Annotated in this window: 22 protein-coding genes; 20 read left to right on the forward strand and 2 right to left on the reverse strand. The window is 29.4% G+C overall.

Annotated elements, in window-relative coordinates; genetic code table 11:
* From E5347_RS03350 to E5347_RS03390, 9 genes are all read left to right on the forward strand, one after another.
* Window positions 1-2,229, forward strand: a complete 2,229-nt coding sequence (locus E5347_RS03350) for an AAA family ATPase (RefSeq protein ID WP_136004637.1) — start codon at window positions 1-3, stop codon at window positions 2,227-2,229.
* 124 nt (window positions 2,230-2,353) lie between these two features.
* Window positions 2,354-2,695, forward strand: coding sequence for a hypothetical protein (locus tag E5347_RS03355; RefSeq protein ID WP_136004639.1), 342 nt, complete (start codon window positions 2,354-2,356; stop codon window positions 2,693-2,695).
* 8 nt (window positions 2,696-2,703) lie between these two features.
* Complete coding sequence (locus tag E5347_RS03360) at window positions 2,704-3,630, forward strand: tetratricopeptide repeat protein (protein WP_136004641.1); 927 nt, start codon at window positions 2,704-2,706, stop codon at window positions 3,628-3,630.
* 286 nt (window positions 3,631-3,916) lie between these two features.
* Window positions 3,917-4,849: a 4Fe-4S dicluster domain-containing protein gene (locus E5347_RS03365; RefSeq protein ID WP_136004644.1), complete on the forward strand. Its 933-nt coding sequence runs from the start codon at window positions 3,917-3,919 to the stop codon at window positions 4,847-4,849.
* A gap of 30 nt (window positions 4,850-4,879) precedes the next feature.
* Window positions 4,880-5,767: an RnfABCDGE type electron transport complex subunit D gene (locus tag E5347_RS03370; protein ID WP_136004646.1), complete on the forward strand. Its 888-nt coding sequence runs from the start codon at window positions 4,880-4,882 to the stop codon at window positions 5,765-5,767.
* Window positions 5,768-5,771: 4 nt separating this feature from the next.
* The gene (locus tag E5347_RS03375) at window positions 5,772-6,386 is read left to right on the forward strand and encodes an RnfABCDGE type electron transport complex subunit G (protein ID WP_136004648.1); all 615 of its coding nucleotides are present in this window, start codon (window positions 5,772-5,774) and stop codon (window positions 6,384-6,386) included.
* Between the two features lie 21 nt (window positions 6,387-6,407).
* Window positions 6,408-7,121: an electron transport complex subunit RsxE gene (gene rsxE / locus E5347_RS03380; protein WP_136004650.1), complete on the forward strand. Its 714-nt coding sequence runs from the start codon at window positions 6,408-6,410 to the stop codon at window positions 7,119-7,121.
* A gap of 13 nt (window positions 7,122-7,134) precedes the next feature.
* The gene (locus tag E5347_RS03385) at window positions 7,135-7,713 is read left to right on the forward strand and encodes an electron transport complex protein RnfA (protein WP_136004652.1); all 579 of its coding nucleotides are present in this window, start codon (window positions 7,135-7,137) and stop codon (window positions 7,711-7,713) included.
* A gap of 12 nt (window positions 7,714-7,725) precedes the next feature.
* On the forward strand, window positions 7,726-8,523 hold the full coding sequence (locus E5347_RS03390) for an RnfABCDGE type electron transport complex subunit B (protein ID WP_136004654.1): 798 nt from the start codon (window positions 7,726-7,728) through the stop codon (window positions 8,521-8,523).
* A 108-nt stretch (window positions 8,524-8,631) separates the two neighbouring features.
* On the opposite strand, the gene E5347_RS03395 is transcribed toward E5347_RS03390, so the two are convergent.
* Window positions 8,632-9,903, reverse strand: coding sequence for an FAD-dependent oxidoreductase (locus tag E5347_RS03395; protein ID WP_136004656.1), 1,272 nt, complete (start codon window positions 9,901-9,903; stop codon window positions 8,632-8,634).
* Window positions 9,904-10,173: 270 nt separating this feature from the next.
* Entirely contained in the window at window positions 10,174-10,494 is a 321-nt protein-coding gene (locus tag E5347_RS03400; protein ID WP_136004658.1) for a cytochrome C biogenesis protein, read from the reverse strand.
* Between the two features lie 258 nt (window positions 10,495-10,752).
* Between E5347_RS03400 and E5347_RS03405 the strand changes: the two genes are divergently transcribed.
* The 11 genes from E5347_RS03405 (at window position 10,753) to nifU (ending at window position 22,614) form a co-directional block, all read left to right on the forward strand.
* On the forward strand, window positions 10,753-11,205 hold the full coding sequence (locus E5347_RS03405; protein ID WP_136004661.1) for a MarR family winged helix-turn-helix transcriptional regulator: 453 nt from the start codon (window positions 10,753-10,755) through the stop codon (window positions 11,203-11,205).
* Between the two features lie 226 nt (window positions 11,206-11,431).
* Window positions 11,432-11,851 (forward strand): HutP family protein, encoded by a 420-nt coding sequence (locus E5347_RS03410; protein ID WP_136004663.1) that lies wholly within the window; start codon window positions 11,432-11,434, stop codon window positions 11,849-11,851.
* A gap of 424 nt (window positions 11,852-12,275) precedes the next feature.
* The gene (locus E5347_RS03415) at window positions 12,276-13,280 is read left to right on the forward strand and encodes an ABC transporter substrate-binding protein (RefSeq protein WP_136004665.1); all 1,005 of its coding nucleotides are present in this window, start codon (window positions 12,276-12,278) and stop codon (window positions 13,278-13,280) included.
* On the forward strand, window positions 13,280-14,197 hold the full coding sequence (locus E5347_RS03420; protein WP_136004668.1) for an ABC transporter permease: 918 nt from the start codon (window positions 13,280-13,282) through the stop codon (window positions 14,195-14,197). The genes E5347_RS03415 and E5347_RS03420 overlap by 1 nt, the downstream gene beginning before the upstream one ends.
* The gene (locus E5347_RS03425; protein ID WP_136004670.1) at window positions 14,163-14,957 is read left to right on the forward strand and encodes an ABC transporter ATP-binding protein; all 795 of its coding nucleotides are present in this window, start codon (window positions 14,163-14,165) and stop codon (window positions 14,955-14,957) included. The genes E5347_RS03420 and E5347_RS03425 overlap by 35 nt, the downstream gene beginning before the upstream one ends.
* A 489-nt stretch (window positions 14,958-15,446) precedes the next feature.
* The gene (gene adhE / locus E5347_RS03430; protein ID WP_136004672.1) at window positions 15,447-18,071 is read left to right on the forward strand and encodes a bifunctional acetaldehyde-CoA/alcohol dehydrogenase; all 2,625 of its coding nucleotides are present in this window, start codon (window positions 15,447-15,449) and stop codon (window positions 18,069-18,071) included.
* Between the two features lie 148 nt (window positions 18,072-18,219).
* A complete protein-coding gene (locus E5347_RS03435; protein WP_136004674.1) occupies window positions 18,220-18,723 on the forward strand; it encodes a hypothetical protein in 504 nt (167 codons plus the stop codon).
* A 216-nt stretch (window positions 18,724-18,939) separates the two neighbouring features.
* Window positions 18,940-20,193 (forward strand): replication-associated recombination protein A, encoded by a 1,254-nt coding sequence (locus E5347_RS03440; RefSeq protein ID WP_136005840.1) that lies wholly within the window; start codon window positions 18,940-18,942, stop codon window positions 20,191-20,193.
* Window positions 20,194-20,544: 351 nt separating this feature from the next.
* Window positions 20,545-20,997, forward strand: coding sequence for an RrF2 family transcriptional regulator (locus E5347_RS03445; protein ID WP_136004675.1), 453 nt, complete (start codon window positions 20,545-20,547; stop codon window positions 20,995-20,997).
* A gap of 2 nt (window positions 20,998-20,999) precedes the next feature.
* Window positions 21,000-22,199 (forward strand): cysteine desulfurase NifS, encoded by a 1,200-nt coding sequence (nifS, locus tag E5347_RS03450; protein ID WP_136004677.1) that lies wholly within the window; start codon window positions 21,000-21,002, stop codon window positions 22,197-22,199.
* The gene (nifU, locus tag E5347_RS03455; protein WP_136004679.1) at window positions 22,183-22,614 is read left to right on the forward strand and encodes a Fe-S cluster assembly scaffold protein NifU; all 432 of its coding nucleotides are present in this window, start codon (window positions 22,183-22,185) and stop codon (window positions 22,612-22,614) included. Before nifS ends, nifU begins: the two co-directional genes overlap by 17 nt.
* Window position 22,615: the final 1 nt, after the last annotated feature.

Raw genomic sequence — 22,615 nt, forward strand, 5'->3', positions numbered from 1 at the left:
ATGGATATAAGTAAAATAGTAAGAGATGTATTACTTAGGGCTTATAGTATTGCTAAGGAAAATAATAGTGAATACGTAACTCCAGAGCATTTGCTTTTAAGTGCTTTAGAGGAAAACAGCTTTAAAAATGTAATATTAAGATTAAATGCTGATATAGATGAGTTAAAAGGCGATTTAAATAAATATATTGATGAGTATATAGATAAACAGGAAGATGGAGAGCCAGAAGAAAGTTATGGTATAAAAAATATATTAATAGTATCAACTCAGCAAGCAGCATTTAGTGAAAGGAACTTTGTAGCATTAGAGCATATAATTTCTGCTTTATATGCATTAAAGGATAGTCATGCAGTTTATTATTTAGAGAAGCAAGGAATAGATAAGCAACAGTTACTATTTGAGCTGTCTCATAATAAGTCAGAAGAAGAAAATCTTGCAAAGGATGCAATAAAAATTATAAAAGTAAATAAAGAAGAGTCTTCAAAAGAAAAAAGTATAGTCAATACTTATTGTAGAGAGCTAACAGAGTCCATTGAAGATGATGAATATCCTTTAATAGGTAGGAAGGATATTATTGATAGAACTATCCAAATTTTATGTAGAAGAACTAAGAATAACCCGGTTCATATTGGAGAGCCGGGAGTAGGCAAAACTGCTATTACTATGGGCCTTGCAAAATTAATAAGAGAAGGTAAAGTGCCAGATAAGCTTAAAAATGCTAAGGTATTCTCATTAGATGTAGGTGGATTATTAGCAGGAACTAAGTATAGAGGTGACTTTGAGGAAAGAATAAAGCAAGTACTTGATGAAATAAAAACTTATGATAATCCAATAATTTATATTGATGAAATTCATAATATAGTTGGAGCAGGAGCTCTAAATGGTAGTTCTTTAGATGGTGGAAATCTTATTAAAGGTTATTTGCTAGAAGGTAAAATTAGATTTATAGGGGCTACTACTTATGATGATTACAAGAAGTATTTTGAAAAAGATAAGGCTTTAGTTAGAAGGTTTCAAGTTATAGAAGTTAAGGAAACTTCAATTAAAGAAAGTATTGATATACTACAAGGACTTAAGGAAGGCTTTGAAGCTTATCATAATGTTAAATATACGGAAGAAGCTTTAAGTGCAGCTGTTAATTTAAGTTCAAAATATATGAATGATAAATTTTTACCTGATAAAGCCATAGATATTATAGATGAAGCAGGTGCTTTTCTAGATATTAATAGAAAGAAATATAAGAATGGAATAGTTGATGAAGCAGTAATAGAAGAAATAATATCTAAAACTTGTCATATACCTAAGCAAGTAGTAGAAAATTCAGAAGTTAAATCTCTAAAGATATTAGAAAAAGAACTTAAGAAAAATATTTTTGGACAGAACTTAGCAGTAGAAGAAGTTACAAAGTGTGTAAAAATGTCTAGGGCTGGATTAAATGACGAAAATAAGCCAATAGCTTCAATGTTATTTGTAGGTCCAACTGGAGTAGGTAAAACTGAAATAGCTAAGGTTCTTTCAAAAACTCTTGGAATTGATTTAGTAAGATTTGATATGAGTGAATATGGAGAAAAGCATGCAGCTGCAAAATTAATAGGATCTCCTCCAGGGTATGTAGGATATGAAGAAGGTGGGCTTTTAACTGATACTATTAGAAAGAAGCCTAACTGTGTATTACTTTTAGATGAAATTGAAAAGGCACATCCAGATATCCTAGGAGTATTACTTCAAGTAATGGATTATGCCACATTAACAGATAATAAAGGTAGAAAAGCTGACTTTAGAAATACAATTATCATTATGACATCTAATGCTGGTGCAAGGGATATAGGAAAAAATCTTGTAGGATTTGGTAGAGAAAGTTTAAATTTAAATGCTATGGATGAAGAAGTAAAAAGAAGTTTTACACCAGAGTTTAGAAATAGACTTGATAAGATTATAGTGTTTAATCAAATTACTAAGGAAATGGCTTTAGATATTACTAAGAATGAAATAAGTAAGTTTAAAGAAAAATTAAAGGAAAAGAATATCGAAATATCAATTAGTAATAAAGTTTTAAGCTATATTAGTAATAAGGGTTTATCTAAGGAGTTTGGTGGACGAGAAATAAAGAGAGTAATAAACTCTGAACTTAAGACCTTACTTATAGATGAAATTTTATTTGGTAAGTTATCTAAGGGAGGAAAATGCTCCATAGGATTAAAGGATAATAAATTAGTAATTAAATATTAGAATATATAGAGGAGCTATCTATTAGGTAGCTCCTTCATTTTTCATTTTTCATTTTTCATTGTGCAACAGCACCTTTATATTATACAATATAGTAGTATCTATGTACTGATGGGAGGAGATTAGATTGGTTTTAAAATATTTTATTTTAATCTGGGGTATAATAGAGGTTTTAATGGGAGGATATGTAGCTATAAGAAAGAAACTTTCATTTTTAGAAGGAGTTATGGAGAGCATTTACTATATAGATAATAAATTTGACATTTCAAAGGTTAAGGATATTAAGAATTTTTCCAGGTGGATTGGAGAAACTGTATTAATAGAAGGTGGTTTATATATTTTCTTAGCATCTGCTTCTATATATTTTGAGTTAAGTAACTTTATAGTATTAATATTTATAGCTATAATTGAAGTGTTTTTCTTTAAGACTATTATAAGAGGAGCTTTAAATTTTATAGAGGAAGCATAGAGGATAATATGGAGAATAAGAACTATATATATGAAAATTATTTAAATATGGCAAGAAGTTTTGTAAGTAGCAAAGATTATATTAAAGCTTTAAAGTTTTATCAAAAGGCCTATAAATTCCATGAAGGGCAAAAAGATATTGATTTGATTTTAGATATGGCTTTATTATATGATAAATTAGGATTTAAAGAATTAGCTGAAGAAAAGTATAGAAGAGTTATAGAAATTGATTCTAGTGATCCAAGAGCATATTATGGAATTGGTGTAATATATGATGAGCTAGAAAATTATAAAGAAGCAATAAAATATTATAAGGTGGCTACAGAAATTGATAAAACTTATGATAGGGCATATTTTTATTTAGCTAATGCATATGATGAATTAGGGAATAAAGAAGAGGCTATAAAAAATTATAAGCTTACTTTAGATTTAGTTCCAAAAGATTTATGGGCAAATGCAAACTTAGGAAGTATATACGAAGAAATTGGAGATTATAATAAAGCGCTATATTATATGGGAAAAGCATTAGAAACTAATCCTAAGCATTATAAAATACTATACAATATGGGAGTAATATATAAAGCTTTAGGAAATTATGAAAAAGCAGAGTTTTATTATAGAGAATCTATAAAAGAATATAAGGAATATTCTTTTAGTTATTTGAACTTATCTATAATCTATAAAGAAGCTGGAAAATATAGTGAAGCAATAGAGATAATTTCTGAAGGAATTGAAAATAATTATGATGAAGCTTTTTTATATTATAATAGATGTTGTTTTTATATAAATGCAGGAGATTATAATAAGGCCATAAAAGATTTATATAAAAGCATTGAATTAAATAATTTTTTCCTTGATTATATGATAAAGGATAAGGAAATTGATGAATTAAGAAGGTTTGATGAATATAATGATTTAATAAGAAGTAAGTTTTAATATGAAACTTACTTTATTTTATTAAACTGTTGATAATGTATGAGTTTAATATGGATTTGTTAGAAAAGAGTATATAATATTAGTGAAAAAGATTTGAACAAATTGTTAATTCCGTTATAATTACAATTACTTCAAGTTGTCCATATGAGACTTTTATGTTAATATTAGAACGTTGTTAAATTGAGATTTAAAATAAATACCAGTTTAACTATGAAATTATTAGTAATTTTTAAATGTTAATTTATAATAAGCTGTCTTTAAGACAGTCATTATAGGAGGGTTTATAGTGTTATGTAATCTGTTTAATAATGTAAATGTTTCTAATAAAATGTTTATATTAAAAGATGCTAAATTATGTGAAGTCTTAAACGAAGAAAATACTGATTTGGAAAGCTTTACTAAAGATTTACAAGAAAAAACAAAAGAAACTTTAAAGAATTTTAAAGGAAAAAAAGTTATTGTTAAAGCATTTAGCTTTCAACCTAATTTAAATGGGTATAAAGTTATTGCTAATGAAAGAAAAGACGACTTAAAAATTGGTTTTGAAAAACTAAAGGAGCTATGTGACTTAAAAGTAGTAGTATCAAAGGAAGATAAAGAACTAATTACTTCTCTTAAAGAGTTTAGTGATGTTACTACTGTAAAAAGAATAGAAGAGTTAAATAGTGACAAATTAGCAAGTAAGATTTTCTCAAGTACTGATAATGTTCTAATCATTGATATTGTGGATGTTATAAGAATAGGACAAGTATCTAAAGGTAAAATAGCTGAAAGTTTTATAACTGTATATGGAAGTGCTGTAGAAGGTAATAAAGTTTTAGCATTAAAGAAAGAAGCTACATATAGAGAAATAATTGAAGCAGTTAATGGAAGTGTAGATAAAATAGCTAAGGTTGTTGATGGGGGATCTCTTAACGGAAAACAAGTATATAATTTAGATAATAAAATAACATCTGAATCAAGAAGTATCTTATTCTTATCTAATGAAGATTTACCTTCAAATGAAGCTTATAGCTGTATAAACTGTAGCAAATGCTTAAGAGCTTGTCCTGAAGGATTAAATCCAATTAAACTTTATGACTTATATAAAAGAAATGAAAAAGAAGAGTTTATAAAGTTTGGTGGCGACAAGTGTATAGATTGTGGCTTATGTAGTTATGTATGCCCATCTAATATTGAAATTGCTCAAGCAATTAAAACAGCAAAAACTTTTAAATAAATTAAGAAAATCTGAATAGGAGTGAAGACTGTGGAAAAGAATAATCTTAAAATATCTCCAGCACCTTATATTAAAAAAGGTCTAGAGATTAATAAGATAATGATAGATTTTATTATTGCTTTAATTCCAGCAATTTTTGCGGGGATTTATTTTTACAAAATAGATGCAGTTAAAATAATTGTAGCAACTATTTTAACTTCTCTAATTGCAGAAGGAATTTGGAATAAATATGTTAAGAAGACAAGATTTATTACTGATTTAAGTCCTATTGTTTTAGGTATATTAGTGGCTCTTGTTATGCCTACTCATGTGCCTTTATGGATACCTATAATAGGATCAGTATTTGCTAGTATAGTAGTTAAGCAATTCTTTGGTGGACTTGCTCAAAACTTTATGAACCCAGCTGCAGCAACTAAGGCATTCTTAATTGCCTCTTGGGCAGGGGTTATGGCAAAGCCTGCAAGTGATGCAACAACATCAGCAAGTGCAACAGAAGTAGTGGTACCTTTAATGGATAAGATTATAGGGCAAGCAACTGGAAACATAGGTGAAGTATCAATTTTAGCTTTATGCATAGGTGGATTATACTTAGCATTAAGAGGTAGAATTAGTTTAAGAGGTCCAATAGCATTTATAGTATCATCTATGATTATGTACAGTGTATTAGATAAAGATTTATTATTACCTGGAGCATTTTTCTTAGCTGCAATATTTATGACTACAGATTATGGAACTACTCCAATGACAAAGTTTGGACAATATATATTTGGAGCTATTGCAGGGATATGTGCATCAGTAATTGCAGTTAAAGGATTTAATCCAGAAGGTCCTTATTATGCAATAATAATTATGAATTTATGTACACCTCTTATAGATTATTTAACAACTAAAAAATATAAGGTTAAGAAGGAGGCTTAATGTTATGAAGGAAAATTTTAAGCTAGGAGGAATCCTTCTTGTTATAACTATGATTGCTGGATTATTATTAGGATTTGCTAATGATTTAACTAAGGAAGCAATTATAGAGAATTCTAAAATCAGCAAAGAAGATTTAAATTATATAATGCCAACAGCTGAAAAAATTCAAGATATGGATGTTGAATTAGCAGAAGAAGGAAGCATTAAAGAAATATATGAAGCTGTTAATGGAAGTGATGTTGTAGGTTATGTTTTAAAAGTTACTAGTAAGGGCTTCCATGGACCAGTAGATTTTGTAGTTGCAATTTCAAATGATGATAAAGTTTCAGGTGTTAAAGTATTAGCTCATAGTGAAACACCAGGTCTTGGAGCAAAAATTTCTGAGGATAAGTTTATATCAAGATTTAAGGATAAACCAGCTACAGGACTTTTAGAGGTTGTAAAAGTTACTCCTAATAAAGATATTGAAGTAGAAGCTATTTCAGGAGCAACAACTTCAAGTAAGGCATCTGTTACAGCAGTAAATGAAGCCATCACTTTTTATTTAGAAAATATAAAAGGTGAAGAGGTAGAGCAAAAGGAAGAAACTGATGCTGACACAAGTGCAAGTGCCAATTAGTAATTAATTAGGAGGAAAGTAATGAATAAATTAATTGAAAGATTAAAAAATGGAATAATAACAGAAAATCCAATTTTTGTTCAAGTTTTAGCTATGTGTCCAACTCTAGCAGTTACAACTAGTGCTAAAAATGCATTAGGTATGGGACTAGCTTCAACAGTAGTATTAATATTTTCTAATATGATGATTTCAGCAATTAGAAAACTTGTTCCTGATAAGATTAGAATACCTGCTTACATAGTAGTTATTGCATCTTTTGTTACTATTGTAGATATGTTAATGCAAGGATATATTCCAAGTCTTTACTCATCACTTGGTATATTTATTCCACTAATAGTTGTTAACTGTATTATTTTAGGTAGAGCAGAAGCATATGCTTCAAAAAATGAAATTTTACCTTCAATATTTGATGCTATAGGTATGGGATTAGGTTTCACTATTGCACTGTTTTTAATAGGTACTTTTAGAGAAATTTTAGGTGCAGGTCAATTACTAGGATTACAAGTAATCCCTGAAGCTATTAAGCCAGCTTCTATAATGATATTAGCTCCAGGAGCTTTCTTTACATTAGGAGGGCTTATGGTAGTATTAAATGCTTACAATATAAATAAAGCTAAGAAAACTGGTGAAGAAGTTAAGACTTTAGAACATAGTTGTGGAAGTTGTTCAGGATGTGGTACTGGCGGATGTGGTACTTCAGATAAATTAGAAATAAAAGATATTAAGAAAAACTAGAGGGGTGTAACTTATGGAATTGTTTATGATTTTTATAGCAGCAATGCTAGTAAATAACTTTGTACTATCTAAATTCCTAGGGATATGTTCATTCCTTGGAGTTTCTAAGAAAAAAGATGCAGCAATAGGAATGGGACTTGCTGTAATGTTTGTAATGATATTAGCATCTATTATGTCATGGCTTGTTTATAATGGCATACTAGTAACATTTGAACTTGAATATTTAAAAACTATTGCTAATGTACTAGTAATAGCTGCTTTAGTTCAATTTGTTGAAATGGCTATGAAGAAGCTTTCACCAGCACTTCATAAGGCATTAGGTATATATCTACCACTTATTACTACTAACTGTGCAGTTCTAGGTATGGCTACTCTTAATATACAAGAGGGATATACATTTATAGAATCTGTAGTTAACGGATTAGGAGCATCATCAGGATATATGCTATCTATAGTTCTTTTAGCATTTATTAGAGAAAGAATAGATAATAATGAAAACATACCTGTTGTTCTAAGAGGGTTACCAATTACATTATTTACAGCAGCATTAATGTCAATTGCCTTTTTAGGATTCCAAGGATTAATACACTAAGGGAGGGTTAATATGAATATTTTATATGCAACTTTAAGCTTAGGAGTATTAGGATTAGTTTTTGGAGTGCTTTTAGGTTTTGCATCAAAGGCTTTTGAAGTAAAGGTTGATCCTAAAATACCTAAATTAAGAGAATGTTTACCAGGTGCTAACTGTGGTGGTTGTGGATTTGCTGGTTGTGATGCTTATGCAGAAGCAGTAGTAATGGAAGGGGCTAAGCCTAACCTTTGTTCAGTAGGTGGAGCTAAAACAGCATCTGATATTGGAGAAGTATTAGGAATATCAGTAGATGCAGCTGAAAAAATGACTGCTTATGTTAAGTGTAACGGAGATTGCGACTCAGCTAAGAATAGATATGAATTAGAAGGGGTTACAGATTGTCTTACTGCTTCATTAATGATAGATGGTGGAGCTAAATCATGTTCTTATGGATGTTTAGGACTTGGAACATGTGTAAGCGTATGTGAATTTGGAGCATTAGATATAGTTAATGGTGTTGCAAAAGTAAATGTAGACAAATGTACAAACTGTGGAGCATGTATTAATATATGTCCAAAAGGACTAATTGAATCTGTGCCTGTATCTAAGAAGGTAAGAGTTGAGTGTAATAACATTGAAATAGGAAGACATGTTAAGGAAAATTGTTCATCTGCTTGTATAGGATGTAAGTTATGTGAAAGAAACTGTCCAAAGGATGCAGTTCATGTAACTAATAACCTTGCTAAAGTAGATTATGATAAGTGTGTTAACTGTCAAATTTGTACTAAGAAGTGTCCAACAGGGGCAATAAAACTTGCAATTAACGGTTAATAATTAGAGATATTAAAAGAAACTCCAGAATTTCACTGGAGTTTCTTTTTTAATGTAAGAAATTAATTTCTTATAAATTAGTACATTTTTTTATAGTAATTATTGATTCTATCTAGGGTTGAATATTCCAATTAATGATAGAGATTTAACCCTAGCCTTAATTTCTTCTTTATCTATAGTATATAAATTTAATTCCTTCATCCTGTCAAAGTATTCACCACCTGAGAAGGTATGTCTTATGCTTTTACCATTTTCTATTTCTAAGGTTTCATTTGCGTAAGCAATAATATCCCCTATTGAGGTTTCTCTAGGTAATGTTAACAAATCTTCACCTAAAATAAGTTTTACAGCATTATATCCAGCTAAAGCTCCAGTTGCTATTGCTTCAGTATGGCCTACGAAAAATCCTGATTTTTCTCCAGCACAAAACATATTATTTAAGCCAAGTACCTTCATTGTATTATCCCTAGGACTTGATGCTAGATATCTGATGGAATTAGAAGTACCTCCTGATAATGGATCAATATATCTTGCATTTTCAAGACCTTTTATCTTTCTTAGTTTTTCTATAGGGTAATAAGATGTCATTAGCTTAATATGTCCAGTGTCTAAGAGAATAACATTCTCTGCAAATTCTTTAAGAGCATATTGCTGACATACCTTTTGGCTTAATTTATCTAAATTTATATCTTCTTTAGGTATAGGTAGAGTAGCTACTCCTTTAATACATAACTCCTCTAAAAGTTCATCTGATAAAGATTCTCTAGGCATTTCACAAGAACCACTCATAGCTCCTGGAGTGCCATTAGATCTTTCACCTATAATATCTTTAATTCCTGCCTTTAAGCTTAAACTTTCTCTACTACCAAAAGTAGGGCATCTTAATATACACATGGAACATCCATTACCATATTTATTACAATTACTCATAGAGCCGGTAGATCCTGTAGTTTCTACAAATACATCTCCATGAATAAAAGTACCATCAGCTAACTTAATGCTTTTAATAGAATTATCTTCTAATAAAACATTTACTGCTCTTGCTTTAAAATGAATGTTTATTCCAAGAGATTCTATATATCTTCTTATTATAGGTTCAGCCTTTCCTATATCAGTTAAGCTAGCATGCTTATGACCTGAAAAATCAACATTAGTATGAAGAGCTAAAGCATCCATAATATCAATAATTTCACCAGCACCAACATTTATTAATTCTTCAGCGGCAGTAAATCTTCCGTTATTTCTCATTATGCCACCTACATTACCTACACCTAGTAGCATATCTGATCTTTCAATAATATGAACATCAGCTTTCATTTTTCTTGCTTGAATAGCAGCTTGACATCCTGCAAAGCCTCCGCCAATTACAACAACTTTCATTATTTTTACCTCTAAAATTACTGTTTATATTAAAATATTCTATAATTTTTAAAAAGGTTCATTATAATGAAAGTAATTTTAAAATGCAAAGCATTTTAAATGAAAAAATTAAGGAATGAAAGAATTAAAAAATGAAGGAAGAGGTTTTGCAATGCAAAACCTCTTTTGTTTCAAAGATTTCCTAAAAATCTGTAAGGATTTTTTTAGATATTCTTTTATTTTTTAATTTTTTCATTCTTTCAGTAATAAAATGCTTCGCATTTTATTACATTAGTTTATTACTGGGATTATGTTATAGACTGGTTCTTCATAAGGATGCATTTCTTTAATTACGTTTATTACTTCTAAAGCTAAATCTTTTTGACATCTAAATTCCATCTTAGCTTCTTTTTCAATAGATAAAGAATTAACTTTTCCTAAATAAGGCTTAGAGTCTTTTAAAGGTCTATAATACCCAGTTACTTCTGTAATAGAAAAACAATTATCATAATTTCCAATAGTAAGGGCTCCAGTTCTGTTAATTCCTTCTCTAAGTTTTTCAATAAAATCAATAGGAATATATATTTCAAATTTAACCTTTGTATAATTCATAATATTAACCTCCCAATTATGACTATAATTAAATAATAGACTATTTCCATTAAATAGTAAATGATTAAAGGAAATTTAAAACTACAAGTAAAATAAAGGTAGTTTTAGTACTGAACTCTATATTTTCAGGGTTTAATAACACAAAATGTTTGATTATCAAAATATTTTATTAAAAAGTGTATATTCAATTGAAATTTATTAAAAATTAGATTATTATTTAATTAAGTAACGATAGAAAAAAGGATGGGATAATTAATTATGCAAAAAGAAACTAGTGTAGTTAATGAGTTATTAGTAAAAATATTTAATGAAATTCTTCAAATAGAAGAAAAGACTTTAAAGAGTGGTTATTTTTCTGATCTTTCAGTTAGAGAAATGCACACTATTGAAGCAATAGGTAGTAAGTCAAAAAGAATGATGAGTGAAGTAGCTCAAGATTTAGGTATAACAGTTGGAACTTTAACTACATCTATTAATAGATTAATAAAAAAAGGATATGTTGAAAGAAGCAGGATAGAAGAAGATAGAAGAGTAGTTTTGGTTGAATTAACTAAAAAAGGTAAGGTTGCCAATAGACTTCACGAAAGATTTCATAATGAAATGGTAAAGGAAATGATGGATGGCTTATTAGATGATGAAAAAGAAGTTCTTATTACTTCTCTTAATAAGCTAAATAAGTATTTTATTGAAAAGTGTGAATCAATAAAGTAATATATAAGTTGTAATATAGTATTTACATTTTAATAAGTAATATCTAATGAATAAAATATGATAGTTACGAAGTATGGACAACTTATAGAAGAATATAAAAATCCATGCTTTCAATTTATATAATTTACTATTAAATTATGTTTTTACTTAAAATTCTATAGGACTACAAGATTGAAATTATTTATTGAAACATAGATAATTAAAAGAAGGATGGGAGGATAATTTGATGAATGCAAGCTTAGAGGTTGCAAAGTATGCAACAAGGATGGCAATATCATCTAGGGAGGAAGAAGAAGAACTAAAAGTTGAGCTAAAGAAAAAGGGGATATTAGCAACAGCTGTTAATATAGGTGGGAATATTAATGAGTCTACTTCAAAGATTTTAGAAAGAGCCTTAGTTGCATCTAAGAGAAATGGATTAATTAGAGAAGAGCACTTGCATGAAGGTGGAGTAATAGGAGCTACTAGGGATGCCTTAATGCAAGTATGGAATAGAGCTAGTGGACAAAATGTTGGTGGAAAGATTGGAATAGCTAGAAGGGATGAACACTTAAGTGTTTGTATATTTTTAAGTGTAGGATTATTACATCTTGATGAAGTTGTTATCGGAATTGGACATAGAGCTGTTCCTAAAATGGATGCATAATATAAAGAATTACTTAACTAGAAGAAATATAGGTAGTTAATATTTTTCTTTGCTGAGGTTTTATCTTTGTATTTTAAGAAGAATTTTATAGAAGTAATAAAATATAAGGTATAAAGTTATTTATAATTAATTACATAAAATTTAAATTCAATTTGGCTGTCATTTGACAGTCATTTTTTGTTGATTTAGTAAGATAATAAAAGTATTTAACAGAAAAGTTAATTTGATATTTACAATAAAAAGTAATTATGATATTATATGATAAATATCAAAGTGATAATAAAATCTTCATAATAATATAAAAATAATATTAATTATTTGCAAGGATGAATAAATTAATATTATTAAGAGGTTAAAAATGAAGAATTGTAGGATTGAGGGTTTTATAGTCATTTGTAATGTTATATTTAGGAGGATGGTTAACATGGTAGGAAAGAGAAAAATAGCATTAGGTATAGCATGTATGCTTGCTACAAGCATTTTTGTTGGATGTAAAAGAACTGAATCTAAGACATCTAATGAAGATAAAGTTTATAAGATTGGAATTAGTCAATTAGTCCAACACCCTGCTTTAGATTCAGCAAGGGAAGGATTTATTGAAGGGCTTAAAGAAAAGGGATATGAAGAAGGAAAAAATATTGAGATTGATTACCAAAATGCTCAAGGGGACAACCCTACAGCTCAAACTATAGCTCAAAAATTTACTTCTGATAAAAAGGATTTAATACTTGCTATAGCAACTACTTCAGCTCAAGCTGTATATAATGCAACTAAGGAAATTCCAACAGTATTTACAGCAGTTACAGACCCTGTGGAAGCAGAAATAGCAAAGGACTGGAAGAATTCAGGTACTAATTTAACAGGAGTATCAGATATGGTACCTGTAGATAAGCAATTAGATTTATTGCTTAAGTTAAAGCCTGATACTAAAACCTTAGGAGTAATATACAATACTTCGGAAGCTAATTCTTTAGTTCAAGTAAATGCTTTAAAGGCTGAAGCAAGTAAATTAAATATAACTGTTAAAGAAATAGGTATTACTAATGTAAATGAAATAAATCAAAATTTATCAGCAGTAATTAAAGATATAGATGCCTTATATACACCTACTGATAATACAGTAGCTTCTGCTTATGATTTAGTTGGACAAATAGCTGTTAAAAATAATATCCCTATTTTAGGGGCTGAAGAAGCAGTAGTTTCAAAAGGTGGATTATGTTCAATAGGCATTGATTACTTTAGTTTAGGAAAAGAAACTGCTTATAAAGCTGTAGAAATTTTTGAAGGAAAGAAGCCAGAGGAAATAGAAATTACAACTTTAAGTGATATGAGTATTACTATAAATACTGATGTAGCTAAAAAATTAAACATTACAGTGCCAAGTGATATAGAAGAAAGTGCTACTAAGGTAACTGGAGGGGTTAACTAGTGGATTTAATTATAAACGTATTAGAACAAGGCTTTTTATTTGGAATTGTTGCAGTAGGAGTCTATATAACTTATAAGATATTAGATTTTCCTGATTTATCTGTTGATGGTACTTACCCTTTAGGAGCAGCTATTTGTGCCGCACTTTTAGTTAAGGATGTAAATCCCTGGCTTGCAGTAGTAATAGCAACTATGGGTGGGGCTTTAGCGGGACTTACAACAGCTTTTTTAAATGTTAAGCTTAAAATAACAAATTTAATGTCCGGAATATTAGTGATGATTGGATTATATTCAATTAATTTAATGATTATGGGAAAATCTAATATACCTTTATTTAGTACAAAAAGTGTATTTGGAATTAATTCTAAGATATTAATAATAATAGGAATAGTTATTGTAATTAAGGTGGTTTTTGACTTATTCTTAAAAACAAAGCTCGGAAGTTTATTAATTGCAGTAGGAGATAATGAACAACTTGTTACATCCTTAGGAGTAAATAAGAACTCAATTAAAATATTAGGTCTTATGATAAGCAATGGACTTGTTTCTTTAAGTGGAGCATTGACTGCCCAATATCAAGGTTTTGCTGATGCTGGTATGGGAACTGGAGTAGTAGTAATGGGGCTTGCCGCAGTTATAATTGGTACTTCTATATTTAAGAAGCTTACATTTGTAAAAGCTACTACTTTATCTATAGCAGGTGCTATTATTTATAAATTAGCAATAGCTATAGTATTAAAGCTGGGTTTAGATCCTAATTATCTAAAGTTAATGACTGCTATTATTGTTATTGTTGCATTAAGCTTTAACTCTAATGTATTTAAATTTAAGAGTAAAAAGAAATATACTAGTAGTATTGTAGAAAAAGAAGGAGGTGATTTAGATGCTAAAGATTCAGGGTTTGCACAAGGTCTTTAATGAAAATACAATAAATGAAAATAAAGTTTTTTCAAATTTTAATCTTGAAGTAGCTGAAGGAGATTTTATATCAATTATTGGTTCTAATGGAGCAGGTAAGTCAACACTTTTAAACATTATTTCTGGTAATATTCAAAGTGATTCAGGATATATAGAATTAGATGGTATTGATATGTCTAAAGCAGATGAGTTTAAGAGGTCTAAATTAATAGGTAGAGTTTTTCAAAATCCTTCTTTAGGAGTTGCTCCTAATATGACGATTTTAGAAAATATAGCATTAGCTGATAATAAAGGAAAAAGATATGGATTAACTTTAGGAATTAATAAAAAAAGAATTTCATATTATAAGGAGTTATTAAAGGAACTTGACCTTGGATTAGAAGATAAGCTATATAATAAGGTTAACCTTTTATCAGGAGGACAGAGACAAGCTTTAACTATGTTAATGGCTGTAATGTCAAAACCTAAACTATTATTATTAGATGAGCATACAGCAGCTTTAGATCCTAAAACTTCTATGAAGATTATGGAGATAACTGAAAAGATATTAAAGGAAACTAATATTACTACTATGATGGTTACTCATAATTTAAAGCAAGCTATAAAGACTGGAAATAGATTAATAATGATGCATAGAGGAGAAATATTAATAGATGTTAAGGGAGATGAAAAATCTCAATTAACTACAGAGAAGTTAATGAATTTATTTAAGGATGCTAATATAAATGATGATCTAAGTGATAGAAGTTTATTAGCTTAACTTTTGGTAGAGTATTTGTAGTAATGACAAATACTCTGCTTTTTTATTTTTTATGTATATCTTATAAAACAAAATGGAAAAGTATTAATAAGTTAAAATATAGAGGAAAGGAGATTGTTATTTATATAACGAATTTTATTTTTAAATAAAGTAGAATTTAGTAGTTTATGCATAAAGTATATTATTTTTAATAATCTATTTATTCGGAATATAATGATTAGTCAGAAAAAAATGAAAATCTGTAAAGAATTTTAGGAAGAAAAGTTAATTATACTTAAATATATACAAAAATATATATGCTTTATAGAAAAAAAGTAAGCCTTTTAAGTGTAAAGAAAAAAATAGAAAAAATATGATAAAAATTTAACAAAAAAGATTGACAAAAATTAAACAATGAAATACAATGATATTGTAATCAAGTTAAGAAAATTTTAGCAAGGTAATAAATTAATTTGAAAATATAAATCTTATTATTTAGGAGGATTTAAAATGGTTGTAACAAATGCACAAGAATTAACTCAAAGAATTAAGGAATTAAGAGAGGCTCAAAGAAAATTTGCAAGCTACACTCAAGAACAAGTAGATGAGATTTTCAGACAAGCAGCGATAGCAGCAAATGACAACAGAATTAAATTAGCTAAAATGGCAGTTGCTGAAACTGGAATGGGGATAGTTGAAGATAAGGTTATTAAAAACCACTTTGCAGCTGAATATATATATAATCAATATAAGGATATGAAAACTTGTGGTGTTTTAGAAGAAGATAAAACTTTTGGAATTACTAAAGTAGCTGAACCAATAGGAGTTATAGCTGCAATAGTTCCAACAACAAACCCAACTTCAACAGCAATATTTAAGACATTAATTGCTTTAAAAACTAGAAATGCAATTATAATCTCACCTCACCCAAGAGCTAAGAAAGCTACTATTGAAGCTGCTAGAATAGTTTTAGAAGCTGCAGTTAAAGCAGGAGCACCAGAAGGAATAATCGGATGGATAGATGAACCATCAGTTGAATTATCTCAAAATGTAATGAGAGAATCAGATATAATTCTTGCTACAGGTGGTCCAGCAATGGTTAAAGCTGCTTACTCTTCAGGAAGACCAGCTTTAGGAGTTGGAGCAGGAAATACACCAGCAATAATAGATGAAACAGCTCATATAAAAATGGCTGTAAACTCAATACTTCTTTCTAAGACTTTTGATAATGGAGTTATCTGTGCATCAGAACAATCATTAGTAGTATTAGAACAAGTTTATGATGAAGTTAAGAAGGAATTAGGTAATAGAGGAGCTTATATCTTAAAAGGTGAAGAAGTAGATAAGGTAAGAAAAGTTATCTTAAATGAAAAGGGTGGATTAAATGCTAATATAGTTGGTCAATCTGCTTATAAGATTGCTGAAATGGCAGGAATTAATGTTCCAGAATCAGCTAAGGTATTAATAGGGGAAGTAGAATCAGTAGAGTTAGAAGAACCATTTTCACATGAAAAATTATCACCAATCCTAGCTATGTACAAAGTTAAATCTTATGAAGAAGCTTTAGAAAAGGCAGGTAGATTAATAGAGTTAGGTGGTATGGGGCATACTTCAATCCTATATACTGATCAATTAAAATCTAGAGATAGAATATTACAATTTGGCGAAAAAATGAAAACAGCTAGAACATTAATCAATATGCCAGCATCACAAGGAGCGATAGGTGATTTATTTAACTTTAAACTAGCACCATCATTAACTCTTGGATGTGGATCATGGGGAGGAAACTCTGTTTCAGAAAATGTTGGTCCAAAGCACTTAATTAACGTTAAGAGCATAGCTGAAAGGAGAGAAAATATGCTTTGGTTTAGAGTTCCAGAAAAAGTTTACTTCAAATATGGTTGTTTACCAGTTGCTCTTGAAGAGTTAAGAGATATGGGTAAAAAGAAAGCATTTATAGTAACTGATAAAGTATTATTTGATATGGGATACACTAACAAGGTTACTGAAGTATTAGAAAGAAACGGAATACAATTTAAAATATTCTCAGACGTAGAACCAGATCCAACACTTAGATGTGCAAGAGCTGGAGCTAAAGAAATGTTAGACTTCAATCCAGATGTAGTTATTGCACTTGGTGGTGGATCTGCAATGGATGCTGCTAAGATTATGTGGGTAATGTATGAACATCCAGAAGTTAATTTCCATGACTTAGCTATGACATTTATGGATATTAGAAAGAGAATATACAAGTTCCCAACAATGGGTGAAAAAGCTATGATGGTTTCAATTGCTACTTCAGCAGGAACAGGTTCAGAAGTAACACCATTTGCTGTTATTACTGATGAAACTACAGGAGTTAAATATCCACTTGCTGATTATGAACTAACTCCAGATATGGCAATAGTTGATGCTGAACTTATGATGACTTCTCCAAAGGGATTAACTGCTTGTGCAGGTATTGACGTATTAGTTCACTCAATAGAAGCATATGTTTCAATAATGGCTTCTGAATACACTAATGGTTTAGCTTTAGAAGCTATAAGATTAGTATTTAAGTATTTACCAGATGCATTTAATGAAGGAACAACTAATGTAAAAGCTAGAGAAAAAATGGCTCATGCATCATGTATGGCTGGTATGGCATTCTCAAATGCTTTCCTAGGAATTAATCACTCAATGGCTCATAAACTAGGTGCATTCCATCACTTACCACATGGTATGGCTAACTCATTATTAATGAATGAAGTTATAAGATTTAATGCAGCTGATGCTCCAACTAAGCAAGCAGCATTTGCTCAATACAAATATCCAAATGCAGCATGGAGATATGCTAGAATTGCAGATCATCTTGGATTAGGTGGAAAGACTGAAGAAGAAAAAGTTGAACTATTAATTAAAGCAGTAGAAGAACTACAAGCTAAGGTTAATATGCCAAAAACTATAAAAGAAGCTGGAGTTTCAGAAACTAAATTCTATGAAACTTTAGACGAAATGGTAGAGCAAGCATTTGATGACCAATGTACAGGTGCTAATCCAAGATACCCATTAATGAGTGAATTAAAAGAAATGTATATAAAAGCTTTTGAAGGTCCAAAGACTAAAGAAGCAAAAAAAGAAAATAAGAAAAAATAATATTTAAACTATATAAAAATGATATCTCAAGTTAAATTGAGATATCATTTTTTCATTTTATAATAAAATTATACATAGTTTTATTATGTTTATGATATTATTTAAATAGATGAAATAATGTATAAATTTATTAAATGTGGAGGCGTATATGAAAAAAAGATATTTCTCGTTTATTATATTGGTAATTATTCAAATTATAGTTTTAGTTGGTTGTAGTAATTCTACAAGTATTACTTCTAAAACAGAAAAGGAAATTAAAGAAGCTATAGATTTAGTTTTATCTTATGAAAATGGATATGATGAAACTATGAAGAAGCATATTAGTGAGAAGAATTTTTATGTTTGCAATTATAAGGAGTATTATTCATTATATATAGGTGATTCAACTATAGAAGAATATGAAAGTAAGGTTGTTAATACTTCTAAAGATGGTGAAAAGTATAAAGTCTATATGCTATTAAATATAAAAGCTAGGGGATTAGAAGTTCATAAAAATGAAGATGGTAGTGAAGAAGGTAGTGATGAGGCTATAGGAGAAGATATACCTTTAGAGGTTATAGTTAAAGAAAAAGATGGTGAATTTTATATTGAAGGATTAACTGAGTATGAAAATTTAGAAAAAGCAAAGGAATTAAATGAAGGCTTTAAATAAAGTGATTTTTATCTTTAGATGGAGTTTTCTTAAAAAGTAGAGAACAAAAATCTTGTATTTTGTGTGAATCACTTTCACAGAGTACAGGATGCTTACTCTACCTGAAGGTTAGAAGAACTAATATATGTGCGTAGCAGTGCTTAGCTCCCACTTGTAGAAGGGGGAGTGTTAGCAATGGTAGCGATGGGATAAACTATTAAGAAGAGGGTGAATATTATGAAACCACTTGCAGAGATTATGAGACCTGAAAAATTAGAAGATTTTATAGGTCAAAAAAATATAATAGCTAAGGGGAAACCCTTATATAATTTAATAATTAGTAAAAGAATACCTAATTGTATTTTGTATGGACCACCAGGAACAGGAAAAACCACACTTGCTAATATTATGGCAAATTATAGTGATAAAAAATTCTATAAATTAAATGCAACTACAGCATCAGTTAAAGATATTCAAGAAATAACTAATAGTTTAGATAGTTTACTAAATTATAATGGAGTGGTTATCTATATAGATGAGCTTCAACATTTTAGTAAAAAGCAACAACAAGCACTTTTAGAGTTTATTGAAAATGGAAGAGTAACTTTAATTGCTAGTACTACTGAAAATCCTTATTTTGCTATACATAAAGCTATATTAAGTAGGTGTAATATTTTTCAGTTTCAGTCATTAAAGTTAGAAGAAATATTAGAAGGACTTGAAAAAGCAATAAAAAAACTAGTAAATGAAGATATTGAAGTTAATTATACTATAGAAGCTTTAAAGTATATTGCAGATATTTCACAAGGTGATTATAGAAAAGCTTATAATGTATTAGAATTATGTATTAATTCCCAATTAAATAAGATTAAAAATATAACTGTTGAATACATTGAGGAGTTAAATCAATCTCATATTAGAGCTGATGCTAGTGGAGATGAGTATTATAATTTCTTAAGTGCACTTCAAAAGAGTATAAGAGGAAGTGATCCAGATGCAGCTATTCACTATTTAGCAAGGCTTATTAAATCAGGTAATTTACAAGCGATAATAAGAAGAATTAGTATTATTGCAGCAGAAGATATAGGACTTGCACATCCAAATGCTTTATCTGTTGTGAACTCTGGTATTGAACTTGCCTTAAAAGTTGGATTTCCAGAAGCATCATTAATACTATCAGAGCTTGTAATATATTTAGCAACACTACCAAAGTCAAATAGTGCATATAAAGCTATATCTAGGGCATTATCTGATTTGGATAATAAAAATGTAGGAGATGTACCAAATCATTTAAAAGATGCTCATTATTCTGGAGCTAAAAGTTTAGGAGTAGGTGGTTACAAATACCCACATGATTATGAAAATCATTATATTAAACAGCAGTATTTGCCTGACAATTTAGAAGGAAGTAAATATTATGAGCCTCAAAGTAACAAGTATGAAGATAGCTTAAAACAATATTGGAATACTATAATAAATAATTCTAAATAATCATAATTTAACTATATAAGTTGTAATAAAATTTCTACAATATATTAAGTTAGTTCATATGTAAGGTGCTGTTGCACAATGAAAAATTAAGAATGAACAATGAAAAATTGATGAAAAAACTACCTAAAGAGTTTTGAAAAGAAATTGATTTTAGTAATTCTACAAGAATTACATCAATAATTCTTCATTTTTAATTTTCAATTCTTAATTTAGGCTGTTTCCGCGACAGCTTCATATATTAGATTAAAAGGGTAAAGACTAGGATTTATGATTATTGACAATATCAGAGCATTTTGATAAGATATTTGAGTAAATACTAGTAAAATAGTAAACTTTAAAGGGGGAAGAAAAATGAAGCTTTCTACTAAGGGTAGATATGGGGTCAAGGCTATGGTAGACCTTGCAATGCACTATGGAGATGCCCCCGTTTCTATAAAAACTATATCTCAAAGACAAAATATATCTGAATATTATTTAGAGCAGTTATTTTCACCTCTTAGAAAAGCAAAAATTATAAAAAGTATAAGAGGAGCTCAAGGTGGATATGTACTAAATAGTGCTCCAAAAGATATTACAGTAGCAGATGTAATGTATGTATTAGAAGGTCCGGTTGAAATTGCTGAATGCATTGAAGGAGCTGACTGTGATAATATAGATTTTTGTGCTACTAGATTGTTATGGGAAAAAATAAAAAACAGTATAGATGAAGTAATGGAAAGCATAACCCTTCAAGATATTGTAGATGATTATAATAGGATGAAGTTTGAAAGTGAATCCATTAAGTTTGTTAAGAGGAGCGAGTAAAGATGAAAAATGTTTATATGGACTATGCAGCAACAACATATGTTAAGCCAGAAGTTTTAGATGAAATGATGCCTTTCTTTACTGAAAAGTATGGTAATCCATCATCTTTTTATGGGATTTCAAGAGAAACTAAAATGGCTATAGATAAGGCTAGAAATAGAGTTTCTAAGGCTTTAAACTGTGATGTAAGTGAAGTTTACTTTACTGGAGGTGGTTCAGAAGCAGATAACTGGGCTATTAAGGGAGTTGCTTCAGCTCATAGAAAAAAAGGAAATCATATAATTACAACTAAGGTTGAACATCATGCAGTGCTTCACACTTGTGAATATTTAGAAAAACAAGGTTTTGAAGTTACTTATTTAAATGTAGATAAAGAAGGCTTTATAGACTTAGAAGAACTAAAAAATGCTATAACTGACAAGACTATATTAGTTTCTATTATGTTTGCAAATAATGAAATAGGAACTATTCAGCCTGTAAAAGAAATAGGAGCAATCTGTAGGGAAAGAAAAGTATTATTCCATACAGATGCAGTTCAAGCAGTTGGAAATATAGCAATCGATGTTAAAGAAATGAACATTGACCTTTTATCTCTTGCTGGACATAAAATTTATGGACCAAAGGGAACAGGTGCTTTATATATTAGAAAAGGTGTAAGAATAGATAATTTAATTCATGGAGGCGGACAAGAAAGAGCTAGAAGAGCAGGAACAGAAAATACTGCTTCAATAGTTGGACTTGGAAAAGCTATAGAACTTGCTACTGAGAACTTAGAAGAGCATAATAAGAAAATGACTTTTCTTAGAGATAAATTAATAGATGGACTTTTAAAGGTACCTCATACTAGATTAAATGGACCTAGAGGGGATATGAGATTACCAGGAAATGCAAATATAACTTTTGAATTTATAGAAGGTGAATCAATATTACTTTCTTTAGATTTTGAAGGGATATGTGCTTCAAGTGGAAGTGCTTGTACATCAGGATCTTTAGATCCATCACATGTATTATTAGCAATAGGACTACCACATGAATTAGCACATGGATCATTAAGATTAACTTTAGGTGATGGATCAACTGAAGAAGATGTAGATTATGTTTTAGAAGTTGTTCCACCAATTATCAAAAGATTAAGAGATATGTCTCCATTATGGGAAGACTTTTTAAAGAAGGGAGAAAAATATTATGATGTACAGCGATAAGGTTATGGATCATTTCAGAAATCCAAGAAATGTAGGGGAAATTGAAAATGCAAGTGGTGTTGGAGAAGTTGGTAACGCCAAATGCGGTGATATAATGAAGGTTTATTTAAAAATCGAAGATAATATAATTAAGGATGCAAAGTTTAAGACTTTTGGATGCGGATCTGCCATTGCATCATCATCAATGGCAACAGAATTAATAATAGGAAAGACTGTGGAAGAAGCTTGGGAATTATCTAACAAAGCAGTTGCAGAAGCGTTAGATGGACTTCCACCTGTAAAAATGCATTGTTCAGTACTTGCTGAAGAAGCTATACATAAAGCAATTAACGACTATAGAAACAATGCAGGTTTAGAGCTTTGGGATTTTGAAGAACATGATGATATTCATGATCATATCCACGGTGAAGAATAGG

Origin of the sequence: Clostridium sartagoforme (genome assembly GCF_004794105.1) — a bacterium.
Lineage (GTDB): Bacteria > Bacillota > Clostridia > Clostridiales > Clostridiaceae > Clostridium > Clostridium sartagoforme_B.

Bases quoted from the DNA above. Each gene is read 5' to 3' on its own strand.
- E5347_RS03395 (WP_136004656.1), bottom strand. From the start codon at position 9,903: ATGAAAGTTGTTGTAATTGGCGGAGGCTTTGCAGGATGTCAAGCTGCT.
- E5347_RS03440 (WP_136005840.1), top strand. From the start codon at position 18,940: ATGAAACCACTTGCAGAGATTATGAGACCTGAAAAATTAGAAGATTTT.
- E5347_RS03410 (WP_136004663.1), top strand. From the start codon at position 11,432: ATGAATGCAAGCTTAGAGGTTGCAAAGTATGCAACAAGGATGGCAATA.
- E5347_RS03360 (WP_136004641.1), top strand. From the start codon at position 2,704: ATGGAGAATAAGAACTATATATATGAAAATTATTTAAATATGGCAAGA.
- adhE (WP_136004672.1), top strand. From the start codon at position 15,447: ATGGTTGTAACAAATGCACAAGAATTAACTCAAAGAATTAAGGAATTA.
- E5347_RS03405 (WP_136004661.1), top strand. From the start codon at position 10,753: ATGCAAAAAGAAACTAGTGTAGTTAATGAGTTATTAGTAAAAATATTT.
- E5347_RS03400 (WP_136004658.1), bottom strand. From the start codon at position 10,494: ATGAATTATACAAAGGTTAAATTTGAAATATATATTCCTATTGATTTT.
- E5347_RS03445 (WP_136004675.1), top strand. From the start codon at position 20,545: ATGAAGCTTTCTACTAAGGGTAGATATGGGGTCAAGGCTATGGTAGAC.
- E5347_RS03350 (WP_136004637.1), top strand. From the start codon at position 1: ATGGATATAAGTAAAATAGTAAGAGATGTATTACTTAGGGCTTATAGT.
- nifU (WP_136004679.1), top strand. From the start codon at position 22,183: ATGATGTACAGCGATAAGGTTATGGATCATTTCAGAAATCCAAGAAAT.
- rsxE (WP_136004650.1), top strand. From the start codon at position 6,408: ATGAATAAATTAATTGAAAGATTAAAAAATGGAATAATAACAGAAAAT.
- nifS (WP_136004677.1), top strand. From the start codon at position 21,000: ATGAAAAATGTTTATATGGACTATGCAGCAACAACATATGTTAAGCCA.
- E5347_RS03375 (WP_136004648.1), top strand. From the start codon at position 5,772: ATGAAGGAAAATTTTAAGCTAGGAGGAATCCTTCTTGTTATAACTATG.
- E5347_RS03385 (WP_136004652.1), top strand. From the start codon at position 7,135: ATGGAATTGTTTATGATTTTTATAGCAGCAATGCTAGTAAATAACTTT.
- E5347_RS03415 (WP_136004665.1), top strand. From the start codon at position 12,276: ATGGTAGGAAAGAGAAAAATAGCATTAGGTATAGCATGTATGCTTGCT.
- E5347_RS03390 (WP_136004654.1), top strand. From the start codon at position 7,726: ATGAATATTTTATATGCAACTTTAAGCTTAGGAGTATTAGGATTAGTT.
- E5347_RS03425 (WP_136004670.1), top strand. From the start codon at position 14,163: ATGCTAAAGATTCAGGGTTTGCACAAGGTCTTTAATGAAAATACAATA.
- E5347_RS03435 (WP_136004674.1), top strand. From the start codon at position 18,220: ATGAAAAAAAGATATTTCTCGTTTATTATATTGGTAATTATTCAAATT.